Source organism: Gloeocapsopsis sp. IPPAS B-1203, assembly GCF_002749975.1.
Taxonomy (GTDB): Bacteria; Cyanobacteriota; Cyanobacteriia; order Cyanobacteriales; family Chroococcidiopsidaceae; genus Gloeocapsopsis.
Genome location: NZ_PEIG01000021.1, coordinates 37,140 through 53,921, shown reverse-complemented (window position 1 = coordinate 53,921; position 16,782 = coordinate 37,140). Strand labels below are relative to the sequence as shown.

The window sequence follows — 16,782 nt, the reverse complement described above, 5'->3', positions numbered from 1 at the left end:
CAACAGTGGTTCTAAAGCATCTATGAGCTAGCTCATAAAAGTAGTTAAGAATTTTTGTCAGGCTAGAGATAGTACAGATGCAATTCAAAACTGCAATCTCAACACCTGACGTAGGAGGTGACTTTTATGGCACCTAAAACCGAGAAACTTGCCAAAATTTATCTAGAAAGTTCTCCTGCTGAAATTTCTGAAGAAACTACAAATGAGCTGATTGATTTCATTATGAGCCAATTCAGGGCACTTCCTTTTGCGGTTCAAGCCTCAGAGTATATGCGGTATGACACGGTAGAAGAACTGTACGCAGACATTGAAAAAGGACATTTATGGGTATCAATGGAAACCTACGGTGCAGATTTCTACCCTAATCCCTTCTACGGATTTGCATTTCTAGCGATTCATGACTACGATCATTACCAAACGCATTCTGATTTTAGTCTTGAGGGTGAAATTACAGCATACCGAGCGATCGCGAAGCGTTCTCCCAGCTTAGAAATTCAAAAGATTCTTTACTCTGAGATTGTTCTCAAATCTGCTGCACATATTTATCTCGGACACGCGCCAGAACCGAAACTCGTTTTCGCTTGATTATCAGAGGTATTCGATGCGATGGATAACTTTGATTATGACGTAGTAATTGTTGGTGGCGGTCCTGCTGGTTGTACTTGCGCGCTCTACACTTCCCGTTATCAGTTAAAAACAGTGATTTTGGATAAAAACCCTTCGGCGGGAGCGCTGGCGATTACGCACAAAATTGCTAACTATCCAGGGGTGCGTGGTGAAGTCACAGGAAGTGAATTACTCGACGTGATGCGTCAGCAGGCGATTGAATTTGGAACTGACTATAAACAGGCTCAAGTTTTTGGCATCGATGCTGAAGATCCTCAGAAAAAAGTTTACACGCCCGAAGGCACTTTTATCGGAAAATCGCTGGTACTCGCAACGGGAGCAATGGGGCGTATGCCTTCTATACCTGGTGAAACCGAGTTTTTGGGTCGAGGTGTAAGCTACTGTGCAACGTGTGATGCTGCTTTTTATCGTAACCGCGACGTGGTTGTTGTGGGAATGAGCCATGAGGCGATCGCCGAAGCGCAAGTGTTGACAAAATTTGCGGCAACTGTGCATTGGGTAACTGCTAAAGATCCTGCCAGAAGCAACGAATACGCGCAAGAACTACTATTGCATCCTCAAGTTAAACTTTGGAAAAAAGCCCGCTTATCTGCGATTGAAGGCGACGACAACGGCGTTACAGGCGTTAATTTGTACTTGATGAGTGATAAAAAAACTCAACATATTCCCGCCGAGGGCGTCTTTGTTTACTTGCAAGGAGCCAAACCCATCGTTGATTTTGTTGGCGATCAGATTGAACTTAAACCAGATGGCGGCGTTGAAGTTAGTGAAATGATGCAAACGAGCATCCCAGGAGTTTGGGCGATCGGAGATATCCGTAACACACCGTTTAAGCAAGCAGTCGTAGCCGCTGGAGATGGTTGCATCGCCGCGATGGATATTGATCGCTATCTCAAGCAGCGCAAGAACGTTAAACCTGATTGGGGTTAAGGAGAGCAATGAGTGCTAGCAACATTGAGTGTCGTTATTTAGGCTGGGGTAACTTGCAGGAGTTCCGTCAAACCTCTTTAGCTGATAATGAAGCTTTAATTTACACCACTCCTACAGGTGATGTACCAGTCTTAATTCGTGGTTTTCTCAATTACATTCGCTCGAATGAACTCAAAGCCAAGTTGCCTACACAACTTTCTGAAAATGACCTCGTAGGAGCAATTGTAGCAATGGTAAGAAATTTACCAGAAAGTTTATTAACAGAATTTGAAGAATGGTTGCACAACGCACAAAAAAAATCTACAGCTACGGTTGTATGCGCTGTTATTAGTTGGTAGCTGCAACAGCACTTTTCTAATTGCTACATGAGATTGTGAAATATCATCGGTTAAAAATTTTACCATTCTATCTGCTTGAAAACGCCATGAGAAACTCAATTGCGTATTCGGATGTAAGTATTACCTTAAATGCCTCCATTCAAAAGCATTGCAAGATTTTCTCTTGACGAATCCTCATTCTCTACTGTCCGAATTTGAGGTTTTACTATGTCATCAACCCTGTTAGATTCCCAATCCAAAACGCTACATAAAACACGTCAACTCAGCTTACCTGTATGGCTAGTTTTAATCTGCATCATTGCTTTTTCAGTTTTATTAGGAACTGGGGTGATTATTTGGAAGAATGCTCCACCCGTACCAGCAACGATTCGTTCTCCTCAGCAAGAAATTTTACTCACTCAACCAGAAATTCAAGCCGGACAAGAAATTTATCTAGCGCGTGGCGGACAACATATAGGTAGTATTTGGGGACACGGCAGCTATTTAGCACCCGATTGGACAGCTGATGTTCTTCATCGTTGGGGTTTAGCAACTGCGGGAGTTTTATTCAATGAAAATCCTGAGTTCTCGCAAGCTGATTTAGAAGCTTTACCAGTAGCAGAACGTGCTAGCTTACAAGCACAAGTCAGCGAACACTTTAAAACGAATCGATACGATCCGCAAACACATGATTTGATTCTTACAAATGCTCAAACTCAAGGTTTGAAACAGGTCTTTCAAGATTACCAAAAACTCTTAGCACACGGTTCTGCAATTCACTCAATTCCTGATGGATGGTTTAAGGACGATACGCAAATTCATAATGTTACGGCTTTCTTTGCTTGGACAGCATGGGCTGCGGCAGCAAATCGACCAAATGCACCATTTTCTTATACCGCGAATTGGCCGCACGACGACTTAATTGGTAATCAACCACCAGGACAATTTCTAATTTGGTCAATTGTATCAATTGTCGTTCTCATTGCCGGAATAGGTGTATTTTTATTAGTCTATTTAGCGCAAGAAGAATCTGACGAAGTACAGCCAGTACCAGCACGCCCTGCAGTCCGAATTCCTACTCCTAGCCAAAAAGTCACCTCGCTATATTTTGGTGTAGCTATGGTGCTGTTTTTGGTGCAAATTCTGATGGGAATGTTCACTGCACACTACGCTGTAGAAGGAGAAGGTTTTTATGGAATTCCTTTGAATCAATTTCTTCCTTATGCTGCATCTCGCACTTGGCACTTACAATTAGCTATATTTTGGATTGCAACGTGTTGGCTTGCAGCAGGATTATACTTTGCTCCGCGTTTTGGTGGGTTTGAGCCTAAATTTCAAGCATTGGGTAACACAATTCTTCTGATCGCACTCGCTGTCATTGTCGGTGGTTCGATGATTGGTACTTGGCAAGCAGTAACAGGAGTTTTGGATGTAAAAAGTAGTTTTTTGTGGGGACACCAGGGGTATGAATACATCGAATTGGGTAGAGTTTGGCAAGTGCTGCTAATTGGTGGTATGACTTTTTGGTTGTGGTTGATGTATCGTGCATTTAAACCTGCTCTGCAAAAAGAGAAAAACCCGACAGGTCTAAGTCACTTTTTCCTTTATAGTGCGATTACAATTCCTTTGTTTTATTCGGTTGGTTTAATGTATACCAACCATACGCCGTTAAGTATTGCTGAATATTGGCGATGGTGGGTGATTCACCTTTGGGTCGAGGGATTTTTTGAAGTATTTGCTACAGTTGTTATCGCCTATCTTTGTAGTGAATTAGGCTTTTTGAAGCGGTCTTCGGCATTAAGAGCAACTTATCTCACGACAATTTTATATCTTGGTAGCGGCGTAATTGGAACTTTGCATCACTTGTACTTTTCCGGTACGCCATCGTTTATTGCGGCAATGGGAGCAGTATTCTCCGCGTTAGAAGTTGTGCCATTATCACTGATTGGTTTTGAAGTGTTAAAAACACTAAAACTTTCGCAAGAAGCTGAAGGATTTTATCGTTGGCCTTTACGCTTTTTTATTGCTACTTGTTTTTGGAATTTAGTCGGTGCGGGTGTGTTTGGATTTTTGATTAATCCCCCGATTATTCTTTACTATTCCCAAGGTTTAAATACAACGCCAATTCATGCCCATTCTGCTTTGTTTGGGGTTTACGGTTGTCTTGCTTTGGCACTCATGCTATTTGCTTTTCGCGAATTTGTCCCCGAAGATGCTTGGAATGAAAAGTTACTGCGTTTTGCTTTTTGGGCAATTAACGGTGGTTTGGTTGTAATGTTGGTTTTTGGCTTAATTCCCAATGGATTTTATCAACTTGTTGAGTCGGTAAATCATGGTACTTGGTTTGCGCGAAGTGCAGAAGTCATTACTAGCCCTTGGATGCGATGGACAGTGTGGCTGCGAATTCCAGGGGATATTATTTTTGCGGTTGGTACACTCGCAATGTTTGCGTTTACTGTCAGAGCAATTTTCGCAGTCTTCCGCTTTCCAGTACAGACTAGCGTTGCAGAGTTAACGCCTAGTAAACGTTAATTGATTGTTGAATAATTTTTAGTCTCCAAGTTTGAGCTTGGAGATTTTTTTGTGTCAAAGCGATCGCCACTTTATCTTGACATTAATTGCCCTCTATGCACCTAAAACTTGTGGTAGTTCAGTCACTTTCTGAAAAAAATAACCTGTACCTCGGTCAGTGTGAATAAACTCTGGGTTTTTAGGATCTTCTTTCAGCTTGACTCGTAGCCGCGAGATGTGAACATCAACGACTCGGACATCAGCTTGCTGACGCGGGCTATATCCCCAAATCTGCTGCAAGATTTCCGAGCGAGATATAACTTCTCCAGCTCGTGTTACTAATAGTTTCAGTAAATTGAATTCTAAATTAGTTAACCGAATTCGTTCTTCGTTCAGCGTGACTTGTCGCTTGTTGAAATCAATTTGCAATCTACCTGCACAGATAACTCCTGAGCCTGAAAAGCTAGGACGATCAATTCGTCGTAAAATTGCTTCAATTCTGACTTCCAACTCTTTAGGAGAAAAAGGCTTCACAAGGTAGTCATCTGCACCTAGCTTCAGCCCCGTGATCCGGTCTGCAACATCACCCAAGGCAGTTAACATAATAATAGGAATGTCAGAAGTCTCACGAATTTCTTGACAAACACCATATCCATCAAGCTTTGGTAGCATCACATCTAAGACGACGAGATCGGGATCTTCAGTTGCGAAGACCTCTAAAGCCTCTTTACCATCCGCAGCTGCTACAACGTTGTACCCCACCATAGAAAGCCTTGTGGTGAGAATGCGACGGATCATAGCTTCATCGTCTACCACCAAAATTTTTTTCTTATCGCTCGCCACTATCGAGTACTCCTTGCTTGTGTTCAGCAACTCGCTAGCAATCTTTTTTTTCACGGGTAAATAACTCACCATTAAGATTGCTCCGCGTTGAACCTGAAGCGTTTTGAGATGAGTTATTACGGTTCTGATAACAAATGATAACAAATCTTTTCACGAAACGGTGAAACTAAAAAAGCTAAGCTCTCTTAAAGAAATGTTTCTCAGATGAAAGACTATGTTCATACAGAAGTGCGCTTGAGTAAGCTAGATTGCTGTTCAGCATTTGAGTTATCACAATGTTACACAAAGGTAAGTAAGTACTTCAAGGTTTTATAATTCATTGTTACAACGTTGGTGACTCAGCAGTGAACTGTTATTATCAAAAGTCAAAGCTTATACTCAGAAGACTGACATGGCAAATCCCTTCCTTGGTGTTAGGATTCCTCCTGAGTTAGAACAGGCGATTCTTACTAGGATGAAAGAAACAGGGCAGTCTAAATCAGAAATCGTGATTAGTGCCCTTAGGTCTTATTTAGGAATAATGTCTTGCCATGAAAGGCTAGATAACGTTGAGCAAAGGTTGTCAGCGCTGGAAAAGAGTGTCAGAGAAGCCGTAGAACTGATGGTCTCATACAGGCAAAAGCACAGCGTCTATCATGTGAACCACAGTCTTGATCGTCATCCAGATATGTAATTCAATTTTGATGAATTTTTGTTGCAGAAGCAAACTGTTTATTCCATAACTGCTAACTCTCCACGCGCGATCGCTTCCAACTTTTCCATATCCAAAACAGCAATCTTACCGCCTCGATGGTAAACAAGGCAATTAAGACTTTTAATTAATCTCACGCATTCTTCATAGGTAATTCCAATACTCCGCGCAATGCGATAGTAAGGTAACTTAACCTTTAAAAACTCGCCATCCTTGGTAGTTTGCGTGCCATATTCAACCGCAGAATAATGAATCAATCGGGCTAGGCGCACGATCGCACGTTCTGAAACTAAGCCATGAACAGTTTCATGCAGTTGCTGCAAGCGCGCATTAAACACCATCAGCATCTTTAAAGCAACATCAGGATTCTGCTGAATCGTTGTGAGTAAAGCATCGCGTTCTACAGTGAGAATTTGACAATTAGTTTCTGCTGTAACCGTTGCAGGTGCAATTCCATCGCCCAATAGTGCTGGTGCAGCAAAAATTTCTCCTAGAGTAAGTGTCCGGAGAATGGTTTCTTTACCTGTAGTTGCAATTTTAGTGACTCGCAGTTCACCATCAATGAGAGCATACAATTTGGCTGGTAAGCGATCGCCTTCATGAAAGACAATTTCTGCTTGCAAATATTGGCGGACTTGCGTATAAGGTTGCAATTTATACTTGTCTGGAGTTTCTAAACCTGCCAACACACTGACTTGCGAAATTTGCTCAATACTTGCTTGCATATAGTCATCAATGGTAATTGGTAACTGGTAATTGGTAATTGGAAAGAATATCTACTAGTTACCCGTTTCCTATTCCCTCTGATTAGGATTTTAGTGATGAGGAACTCCCAATAATTCCCATAACCTTGAGTCAGTATAATCAGGGATAACTAACACTGCACCTAGTTCATAAAGCTCAGTGGGTTCTTGAGTTGTAGCAATACCGACAGTTTTAATACCTGCTGCAACGGCTGAGCGCATTCCTGAAGGAGAATCCTCAAAGGCTAAAGCTTCACCTGATGTGATGCCAAACTCTTTAAGAATATACTCATAAGGAGCAGGATCGGGTTTAGGAATACCAACTTCGGCTGAGATGACTACTTGATCAAATGCAGTTGCAAGCTTCAGTACATCTAGCATATATTCTGCATTAGCACGCGGTGCATTAGTGACCACTGCTTGTTTAAGTTGGCGTTCAGTTCCCCAGGCGATCGCATCGTAGAGTCCAGGTAGTGCTGTGAGAGTACCCGCAACTTCGCGAAAACGGGCTTCTTTGCGATCGCTAAACTGATAGATTTCTGCATCTGACCACTCTGGCATAAAATCGCGCACGATTTGGGGATTGAGTCTCCCACTCATGTGATTTTTGTAGAACTCTTCATCAATCTCGATACCGTATTCCTGCAACATTTCGCGCCAAACTTGGTAATGGAGAGGATCGGTGTTGACAATAGTTCCATCAAGATCGTACAAAATTGCTGCCAGCATGGTTCCTCAAATTAAAAGCTTATTGCTGATATTGTGTTTGATTAAACACTTATGATATCTGTGCAGATCGGCAATTGGTAATCAAAGTCAACTAGTAACTATTAAGCAACAACCATATCATAATTTCTGGTGTTTCCTCAGCTCAATGCTAGTTTATAGTCAGGAGACAAAGCAATGGAGTAACAGGGAGAACTTTTATAAAATTTTCTTTCCACAAGTTCCAATTAGCCATTACCAATCTTCAAACTGCGTTCATCACTTACTGAATTACGATGATGTTTACACAAGATAAATTTCTTTGGGGTGTTGCGAGTGCTGCTTATCAGGTTGAGGGAGGTTATCAAGTTGATGGTAAAGGTCGCTCGAATTGGGATGTTTATACGAATGACTATCAAGTCACTAAAGCTTTTATTGGTAAACAAGATACGGGTAATGTTGCCATCAATTATTATGAGCGATCGCAGTATTTGCAAGATATTGCCTTGATGAAACAACTTGGTGTTAATGCGTATCGCTTCTCAATTGCATGGTCGCGCATTCTTCCTGATGGAATAGGAGAAATAAACTCAAAAGGTACGGCTTATTACAATCAGCTAATTGACGATCTTTTAGCAAATGAAATTGAACCTGTCGTCACTAATTTTCATTGGGATCTACCATACAAATTACAAGAAAAAGGTGGCTGGGGTAATTTAGATTCAGTGCAGTGGTATGCAGAATATGCTAATGTTCTTTTTAAAAACTATAGTGATAGAGTAAAAAAGTTCATAACATTTAACGAGCCTTTTATTAATATATTTTTCATTGAACCTTTAGCACACAACGCCATTGAGAAAAAAACAAATCCTTTTGCAATTAGTCATGAAACTTATGGTAAACAAGCTGAAGCAGTCCATCATTTATTACTTGCAAGTGCAACAGCAATTCAAAATTATCACCAGTTAAGTTTAGATGGCGCGATTGGCATTACTTTAAGCTTTACTCCTACTCTCCCGTTAGATCCAAACAACGCAGAAGATGTGCAAGCGGCTACAATCTTTGATGGTTTGCATAATCGTTGGTTTTTGGATGCAATGTATGGAGGTGAATATCCAGATGACATTGTGAAATTGCACCAGAAATATAATCCTGCTTTTCAAGTATCAATAGAGGACATGCAATTAATTGTTGCAAATCAACCGGATTTTATTGGTGTTAATTTCTATGCGCCTGCATATGTAAAAGCTGATAATTCTGCTCCTTACAAAGCAGAGTGGTTTTCAACTAACCCTGATCAAGTAAAAATGTTTAACGGTCCCGTTCGACCAGAGTATCTGTACAAGCTGTTAATGTGGATTAAAAATGAGTACGATAATCCTGTAATTTATATAACCGAAAATGGTGCAGGCTTTGGTGAAATTGACGAACAGTTAGAGGGAGATTTAGTTAAAGATCCTCTACGTACAGACTATGTTAAACGTCATATTGATATTGCGTTGCAAGCAAAACGTGATGGTGTAGACTTACGCGGATATATGTTATGGAGTTTTTGCGACAACTTTGAGTGGCTTTTCGGGTACGATAAGCGTTTTGGAATTGTATATGTTGATTTTGATTCTCAACAAAGAATACCAAAACAAAGTTTTTACGCATATCAGCAGATTATTCAAGAAATGCTTGGCGAATGAATTCGTAGCTTCATAAACAAAGTCCTTGTCTTAGTGTACGAAGGTACACTTTGTCTTTTTAGCCCCGACTTCAGTCGGCGGCTTCACACCGCGATCGCCGGACGATGTTGGTTCCAAGGCTGCGCAGCTTCTAGTTGTGCGGCGAGTGCAATTAATGTTGATTCTGCTGCAGGACGTCCTACAAGTTGAATCCCGATTGGTAAGCCACGATCATCAAAGCCTGTGGGGAGTGCGATCGCTGGTTGACCACTAGCATTAAATGGCGGACATGGTGCAATCCAATTAATTATTCTTTGCAATGTGTTTTCTGGGGTCAAATTAGCCCACTCGCCAACAGAGATCGCAGAATGCATATACGTTGGTGTGATTAGCACATCTATATTGTCAAAGAATGCCACAATCTGACGGGCGATCGCTTGCATTTGAGACACCGCCCGCAAATAATCTCCCGCAGTGCCATTTTGGGCGAGTAACCACTGGTTAAATGGTTGTAGAACCTCTTGGGGAATACCGCTAGCACCTACTGCAGATTGCCAAATACACGCGAAGGGTTCAATTAAGCCACTAAAGTCAGGACAACCTGGTTCAACGATATGTCCCATGTCTTGTAGTTGCTTCACACTATCGCGTACTGCTTGTTGACACGCTGCGTCGGCTTCACCAACTGGTGAGATGCTTGTTGTAAACGCAATCCGTAAACGTCCTAGTTGTTGTGCGGTTGCTGCTAGAAAACTCGGTTGTGGATCGGGTAGCCAATAAGGATCGCCAGTGACATAACCAGACATAACATCAAGTAATGCCGCAGCATCTGCAACTGTACGCGCAATTGGACCATTAGATGATAGACCACTTAAGCGATCGCCTACAGGTGCCCAAGAAACTCTACCGCGTGATGGCTTAATTCCCACTAAACCACAACAAAATGCTGGACCGCGAATGGAACCCCCAGCATCCGAACCTTGAGCGATCGCACATAACCCAGCAGCAACAGCTGATGCTGATCCGCCACTCGAACCACCAGCAGTATGATGCAAATTCCAAGGATTGCGCGTTGGCGGAAAGCCCGTTGGTTCAGTGTAGGGAAAAGAACCGAGTTCGGATGTCGCTGTTTTACCTAAAATGATAAATCCTGCATGACGAATGCGGGTAACAACTCCATCATCGTAGGCTGCAATTTCGTTTTTTAAAACTGGAACGCCATAACTACACGGAACCCCTGCGACAGAATTAAGATCTTTAACCGCAATTGGTACGCCAAAAAACGGTGGTAGTTCGTTGCTTTTACTTAATAACTCAGTTTTAGCTTTAGCATCCGCGATCGCTTTTTCTGCGATCACAGTAAAATAACTACCAATTTGACTATCGAGTTGCTGAATGCGTTCTAAGTAAAGTTCGACTAATTCAACTGGCGATACTTCACCGCTGCGGATTAACTGCGCTTGATCGAGGGCTGAGGTAAAGGCTAGATCAGTTTTACTCATGAGGTGTGGTCAATGGCGATCGCGTTTGCGAAGTTAGCACGTCGAAGAAAGTTGAGCAAGAACCTTTAGCGTTCATCAACTTAATGGCTGATGAAAATAATATCAGCTTATTTACACGACCGCTGCTTTAATGACCAGCCTTTGGATAGTATTAATACTCTCGCAGTTATTTAACTATCTCCATATTGCTAGAAGTTACTGCGCAATAGGGAGATGAACAGCAAATAGACTACCTTGCCCAGGTGTTGATTTAACGTCGATTGTACCCTGATGAGCTTCTACAATTCTACGTGAAAGATATAATCCTAAACCACTACCAGAGCGTTTGTGGCTTCCTTGGCGAAATCTTTCAAATAAAGTAGCTTGTTCTTCTTGAGGAATACCAGAACCAGTATCTATGACTTCAATTGTGATGTATGAATCTGAATCTGCGCCTTGAGAAGGTTTCATGCATACAGTTACAGAACCATTATCAGTAAACTTGATTGCATTTCCCACTAAGTTTGTAAATAAACGGTGAATTTCCAAGCGATCGCCGATGATTTTCGGATTAACTTGTAAATTCATTGGTTCAAACTGTAAGGGAAGTTTTTTTTCTTGTGCAAGTGGTTCTAGTTCCTTGACAACTTCTGCTAGCACCTCTTGTAAATTGACAGGCATGAAATTTAAAACTTTACGATCTGCCTCAAAGCGGTATACTTCTAATAAAGTATTCACCATTTGTAGCAAGTTTTGATTACTACGCGCCATCGTAGTAACTGCTTCTTTCATTGTGGGTGAAAGTTCACCTAAAGCCCCTTGTTGAAACAGCATCAGCATTCTATCTGCTGCGACAAGAGGAGTACGCAAATCGTGTGTTAGGCGAGATACAAAATCTTCTCTTTGACGAGCTATTTGATCGCGTTCATCCACGCTATGTTTTAACCGTAATAGCGATCGCACGCGTGCCAACAATTCATCAACCTCTACAGGTTTGCGAATAAAATCGTCTGCACCCATGTCCAAGCCCTGTGCAACACTTGGTTGATCGTATGCCGTTATTAGCAAAATTGGAATAAATGGTAGCTGGTTATTTCGCCGGATACGCTGAGTTACCTCAAAGCCGTCCATTCCTGGCATCATGACATCAAGTAGTACCAAGTGTGGCGGAGACTGTTCAACTAGTCTTAAAGCCGTAGGACCATCTTCTGCGGTAGCTATTTTATAACCTTCCTCTTCCAGAATTGTTTGGATCAGGAAAACATTGTCTGGCGAGTCATCTACAACAAGAATATTATCAGGGCGAGAGGGTTGGGCACACATGGAATCCAAGTATCTACAACTATAAGTTAAATTTTATTAACTGCTTGCATCTGTATTATTTTTCCTCCTAACTGCTCACTTGACCTCCTACTTACGAAGGATTGTTTTTATACCAACTTGTTATTAAAAGTTTTTTTGTAATACTATTTCGATTGCTTGCAAGAGAAAGCAAATACACTATCGCTAAAGTTAAAAACTGTAGTGACATTATTTTCGTCGAATAACTAGATTATCATAAAGTCGTTACTAACTATTTATGAGTTACTATCTACTCAAACTGCAATCATGCATCCTTGATACACGTTAACTACAGTTATGGTTGTCAAAGTAAAGTATGTCTGCATACACTCACAACGAAAACTTTATATGTAAATCCACGGTAGTAGAAATCTGTTTAGCTGCACATTGATTCGCAATTGCACCCATGTAGGAGGTCTGTTGACTGACTTAGCTCAAAGCTGTTTACTTTGTGGTAGCAAGGTAAGAAACCTAGAAGAGAAAATAGCGTTGTGCAAGAGGTAACACTGTCGCAGGCTCACAAGTCAATAATTTTCCATCTGCTTTCACTTCATAAGTCTCAGGATCTACTTCGATTTGAGGTAAAAGATCGTTTAACTTCATTTCTCTTTTACTTAGCTGACGAGTACCAGAGACAGCGGCAACATTTTTTTGTAAGTTTAGCTGTTGAGAAATTCCTAAATCTATTGCAGCCTGTGAAACAAATGTCAGCGAAGTTTTTGCGATCGCCCCACCAAAACTAGCAAACATCGGACGCATATGTACAGGTTGTGGTGTAGGGATACTCGCGTTGGCATCTCCCATCTGCGCATAGGCGATCGCCCCACCTTTAATCACAATTTCTGGCTTGACACCAAAGAACGCCGGACGCCACAAACACAAATCAGCCAGTTTCCCTTCTTCTACTGAACCGACATAATGAGAAATACCATGTGCGATCGCCGGATTAATTGTATATTTAGCAACATAGCGCTTGGCACGAAAGTTGTCGTTTTCTGAAGTATCTTCTGCTAGCGCACCGCGCTGTACTTTCATTTTGTGAGCAGTTTGCCAAGTCCGAATAATCACTTCTCCCACTCTTCCCATTGCTTGAGAATCAGAAGAAATTATGCTAAAAGCACCCAAATCGTGCAAAATGTCTTCGGCTGCAATTGTTTCTCTGCGAATCCGCGACTCAGCAAAGGCGACATCTTCTGCAATTCCTGGATCGAGATGATGGCACACCATCAACATATCTAAGTGTTCGTCTAAAGTATTTAATGTATAAGGACGTGTGGGATTGGTAGAAGAAGGTAAAACGTTAGCTTCTCCACAGACTTTGATGATATCTGGTGCATGACCGCCACCTGCACCTTCTGTATGATAAGTGTGAATGACGCGATTTTTAAAAGCAGCGATCGTATCTTCAACAAATCCTGCTTCGTTGAGTGTATCGGTGTGAATAGCAACTTGGACATCAAATTCGTCTGCAACACTCAAACAGGTATCAATTGCAGCAGGTGTTGTTCCCCAATCTTCATGGAGTTTTAAACCCATCGCCCCTGCTTGAACTTGTTCGACGAGTCCTTGCGGTTGACTGCTGTTACCTTTACCTAAAAATCCTAAATTAACTGGAAATGCATCCGCAGCTTGCAGCATGCGGTAAATATTCCAAGGTCCAGGCGTACAAGTTGTTGCGTTTGTTCCTGTGGCTGGGCCTGTACCGCCACCAATCATTGTCGTGACTCCAGAGGCGATCGCTGTCTCAATCTGTTGCGGACAAATAAAGTGAATGTGCGCGTCAATTCCTCCAGCCGTGAGAATCATTCCTTCTCCAGCAATGGCTTCAGTACCAGGACCAATAATAATATCTACATTGTCTTGAATATATGGATTTCCCGCTTTGCCAATTTTGAAAATCTTGCCGTCTTTAATGCCAATATCAGCTTTAACGATTCCCCACCAATCGAGAATTAAAGCATTGGTAATCACAACATCAACAGCACCATCAGCGTTGGATATTGGCGATTGTCCCATACCATCGCGAATCACTTTACCGCCGCCAAATTTGACTTCATCACCGTAGGTTGTCAAGTCTTGTTCAACTTCAATAATCAATTCTGTATCTGCAAGTCGCACGCGATCGCCTACTGTTGGACCAAATGTCTCAGCGTAAGCACGACGATCCATGCGATAACTCATGCGATGCTCCTTTTATGGTCTGGTAATGTGTTTTGAACCAAAAAAACACGAAGATAAAGAGGTTCTTGGGTATTTTATCCCGTTCTGGTGCTACGACAACTGTGTAGTCACATTGTTGTAAGGATGCGATCGCATTTATTATGACCATACATCGAAGCGATAGCGAATCGCACCTGTCACCGGATCGTTGCAAACCTCAGCATATCCTACCCTTTCAGCCTCTTGGAGTAGTTTCTTCGCTTCTTTGGGTTCTAGCCCAGTGTACATCGCTGCTTGTGCAATCGATAGCTGTCCGCCGTTTGTTTTAGCTGCTAAAAGCCTGCAAGAGGGTTAATCTGTCATTTACACAAAATCATTGACTGTGATGTGACTGGCTTGAATCCCTTCGAGAAGAGTAATATGCATCTGACTTCCCAAATCTCCCAACCCTTCGAGCTTCCAGCGAATTTCAGTATTCTGCCCGACCTGAGTAACATTAAGGTCACTGAGGCTAAGAGTGGTACCATTGATAGTTGTTGGCAGCCCTAACAAATCTCGACCATCCTGAAAGTCTCGGATGACATCTTGACCACTACTCAGATAGAACCGATCGAACCCAGAGCCACCTTGAAGCAGATCGTCGCCCGTACCACCATTTAATGTATCGTCACCGCATCCCCCAATGAGGATATCGTTACCTGAATCGCCATGAAGTGTGTCATCACCTTGACCTGCCTGCAACCAATCATCGCCAGCGTCACCATAGAGAATATCGCGACCATAATTGCCTCTTAAGCTATCATTACCTGCACTACCCGTGAGGACATCGCCACCTTTGCCGCCACTCATCGTATCCTCGCCATCACCCCCAATCAGGGAATCCTTGCCGTTGCCCCCTTGAAGTTCATCGTCGCCCCTATCCCCATGCAGAAAATCATTTCCTCTACCACCGTGCAGGAAATCGTTGCCGTCTTGACCAAATAGATAATCATTTCCTCTGCCACCGTACAGCAAATTGTTTCCGCTGCCTGCATGTAAGGCATCGCTGCCATCGCCTCCTTTTAAGACATCATCACCCCCGCCTCCATGCAGTAAGTCATTTTCTCGCCCTCCATAAAGCACATCATCCCCGCTTCTGTCTGACAGAAGATTGTTCCCCTTATATGATTGGGCAATTACTTCTGGATAGGCTGCTGGAAGCGGAAAGGAACTATCCCTAAACAGAGGGCTTTCCTGGTTATTTAAATGCTGATTAAAGAAAGCAGTGATGTAATCATTAGTGATCTGCGTGACTCGGTTGGGGTCAATCAGTTCAAAATCTTTGTGTTCATAAGTCTTGATAGTCGCTTGCGGATCGAAGAAATAATTGAATGAGTTTGCTAGACCACCGATCTCGATACCAGACTCTCGCAAGAGAGGAAATAGAAAGGGAACATCACTGGTATAGTGCAAGTGAGTTGTCCCCAAAATGGTCACTTTATATCCTTCATTTTGGAGATTATTGAGGAAGGTTTGATCGTCCACCTCTCTTGATAATGCATCAGAACTGATCTCTGTACCAAATGCCACGTTGTTGAACACCATAAAGGGTTGGGAGAGACTAGCGTTAAATGTGTCTACCTGTAACAAGCCGTCTAAATTTGCTCCTGCTTTGAAACGAGGATCGGTTGCCAAAACTTCGGCGGCAGTCACTCCACCTGTAGAAACTCCAAAAACACCGACTCGATCTAAGTCCAATCTCCCGTTAAACAAACCTGTTGGATCGTTTCCTGCATTAAATTTTTCAAGTTCGTCTAAGACAAATTGGATATCTCCAGCTCTGATAGCAACGTTTTTAGTTTGAAGTTCGTCAATTTCAGCTTCAATGTTTGCTGTATCAAAGAGCGAAGAACGAGGAGCAACTCGTCCACCAGGAAGGATGTTCAAGGCTGAGTCGTAAGTATGGTTAATCGCAACGACGACATACCCTTGACTAGCTAATTCTTGTGCTCTAAAGGTGTTAAATTCAGGCATGTCAGTACCGCCGTGAGACAAAAATACCACTGGATATTTGGATTGTGTCGTGGCAACTGAAGCGTTCTCGATACTGTAAGTCGGGATAGATTGAACCAGGTTGACAAATTCATCTGTTGGTATTCCTAACCCAGATGCAAACGCACTACTCAATTCTTCACTCATATAAGGTGCGGTCGTAGCGCCTGGAACTGCTTCACTGGGATACCAAACTTTTGCCGTAATCTCTCGAACATCGTTGGGATCTTCTGTGAAAAGTTCTTCTCGCTTTGGATCGGCAAAGTACAAAGAGGTGGTTCCCACGGCATACTTACCTGTTGGTTCGGGGAAAGAAATCGCTTGAGTTTCATTGGTTTTCATCGCAGGAATATCCTAGGTTGTATTTTTTGTGACGACTTGTTCTGAGGCTATCTATGATTTTTATTCCCATGCTTTGCTGGTCTGTAGTATCAAACACAGATGAAAAATTGAGTACAACAGGCAAAACGGTCTATTTAATCAACCGTATTTTCATTACAGTTGCAGTGTTGTTATTCTTTGTTTTGATTGAGATGGCGATTCAATTCAGATTGCTCTTGCTGAGGCAATTTCACAAGTCGTATTCCAATTAGAATATCAATTGTCAGGAGCCAAGCTCGTAGCATTATTACCTCTTGTTAAATAAACTTTGAGGGGCAGTGTAGCTGAACGAATCACTTCAACATGAGCAATCTCTGTTATTACTTGAATCATTAAATTCATGACGCAAGT

Annotated in this window: 13 protein-coding genes; 5 read left to right on the top strand and 8 right to left on the bottom strand. The window is 42.2% G+C overall.

Features of this window, described 5'->3' with window-relative positions; genetic code table 11:
- The first annotated feature begins 126 nt into the window (after positions 1 to 126).
- From CSQ79_RS25150 to CSQ79_RS25135, 4 genes are all read left to right on the top strand, one after another.
- Entirely contained in the window at positions 127 to 585 is a 459-nt protein-coding gene (locus CSQ79_RS25150) for a transposase (RefSeq protein ID WP_099703843.1), read from the top strand.
- 21 nt (positions 586 to 606) lie between these two features.
- Positions 607 to 1,557 (top strand): NAD(P)/FAD-dependent oxidoreductase, encoded by a 951-nt coding sequence (locus tag CSQ79_RS25145; RefSeq protein ID WP_099703842.1) that lies wholly within the window; start codon positions 607 to 609, stop codon positions 1,555 to 1,557.
- An 8-nt stretch (positions 1,558 to 1,565) separates the two neighbouring features.
- A complete protein-coding gene (locus tag CSQ79_RS25140) occupies positions 1,566 to 1,895 on the top strand; it encodes a hypothetical protein (RefSeq protein WP_099703841.1) in 330 nt (109 codons plus the stop codon).
- A gap of 207 nt (positions 1,896 to 2,102) precedes the next feature.
- Positions 2,103 to 4,406 carry a nitric-oxide reductase large subunit gene (locus CSQ79_RS25135; protein WP_099703840.1) on the top strand — a complete coding sequence of 768 codons (2,304 nt, stop codon included), beginning with the start codon at positions 2,103 to 2,105 and terminating at the stop codon, positions 4,404 to 4,406.
- Between the two features lie 93 nt (positions 4,407 to 4,499).
- On the opposite strand, the gene rpaB is transcribed toward CSQ79_RS25135, so the two are convergent.
- The 3 genes from rpaB to CSQ79_RS25115 form a co-directional block, all read right to left on the bottom strand.
- Complete coding sequence (gene rpaB, locus CSQ79_RS25130) at positions 4,500 to 5,228, bottom strand: response regulator transcription factor RpaB (protein WP_099703871.1); 729 nt, start codon at positions 5,226 to 5,228, stop codon at positions 4,500 to 4,502.
- Positions 5,229 to 5,939: 711 nt separating this feature from the next.
- A complete protein-coding gene (locus CSQ79_RS25120) occupies positions 5,940 to 6,644 on the bottom strand; it encodes a Crp/Fnr family transcriptional regulator (protein ID WP_099703839.1) in 705 nt (234 codons plus the stop codon).
- A gap of 90 nt (positions 6,645 to 6,734) precedes the next feature.
- Entirely contained in the window at positions 6,735 to 7,391 is a 657-nt protein-coding gene (locus tag CSQ79_RS25115) for an HAD family hydrolase (protein ID WP_099703838.1), read from the bottom strand.
- Positions 7,392 to 7,663: 272 nt separating this feature from the next.
- Here CSQ79_RS25115 and CSQ79_RS25110 point away from each other — a divergent pair, with 272 nt between their 5' ends.
- Positions 7,664 to 9,058 (top strand): glycoside hydrolase family 1 protein, encoded by a 1,395-nt coding sequence (locus tag CSQ79_RS25110; protein WP_289501540.1) that lies wholly within the window; start codon positions 7,664 to 7,666, stop codon positions 9,056 to 9,058.
- Positions 9,059 to 9,141: 83 nt separating this feature from the next.
- Here the strand turns inward: CSQ79_RS25110 and CSQ79_RS25105 are convergent, their stop codons facing one another.
- The 5 genes from CSQ79_RS25105 to CSQ79_RS25085 form a co-directional block, all read right to left on the bottom strand.
- Positions 9,142 to 10,539, bottom strand: coding sequence for an amidase (locus tag CSQ79_RS25105; protein ID WP_099703836.1), 1,398 nt, complete (start codon positions 10,537 to 10,539; stop codon positions 9,142 to 9,144).
- A 195-nt stretch (positions 10,540 to 10,734) separates the two neighbouring features.
- Complete coding sequence (locus CSQ79_RS25100; RefSeq protein WP_099703835.1) at positions 10,735 to 11,841, bottom strand: hybrid sensor histidine kinase/response regulator; 1,107 nt, start codon at positions 11,839 to 11,841, stop codon at positions 10,735 to 10,737.
- Positions 11,842 to 12,330: 489 nt separating this feature from the next.
- Positions 12,331 to 14,028, bottom strand: a complete 1,698-nt coding sequence (ureC, locus tag CSQ79_RS25095) for an urease subunit alpha (RefSeq protein WP_099703870.1) — start codon at positions 14,026 to 14,028, stop codon at positions 12,331 to 12,333.
- A 150-nt stretch (positions 14,029 to 14,178) separates the two neighbouring features.
- Complete coding sequence (locus CSQ79_RS25090) at positions 14,179 to 14,307, bottom strand: hypothetical protein (protein ID WP_289501538.1); 129 nt, start codon at positions 14,305 to 14,307, stop codon at positions 14,179 to 14,181.
- A 75-nt stretch (positions 14,308 to 14,382) separates the two neighbouring features.
- Entirely contained in the window at positions 14,383 to 16,392 is a 2,010-nt protein-coding gene (locus CSQ79_RS25085; protein WP_099703834.1) for an alpha/beta hydrolase, read from the bottom strand.
- Positions 16,393 to 16,782 lie beyond the last annotated feature (390 nt).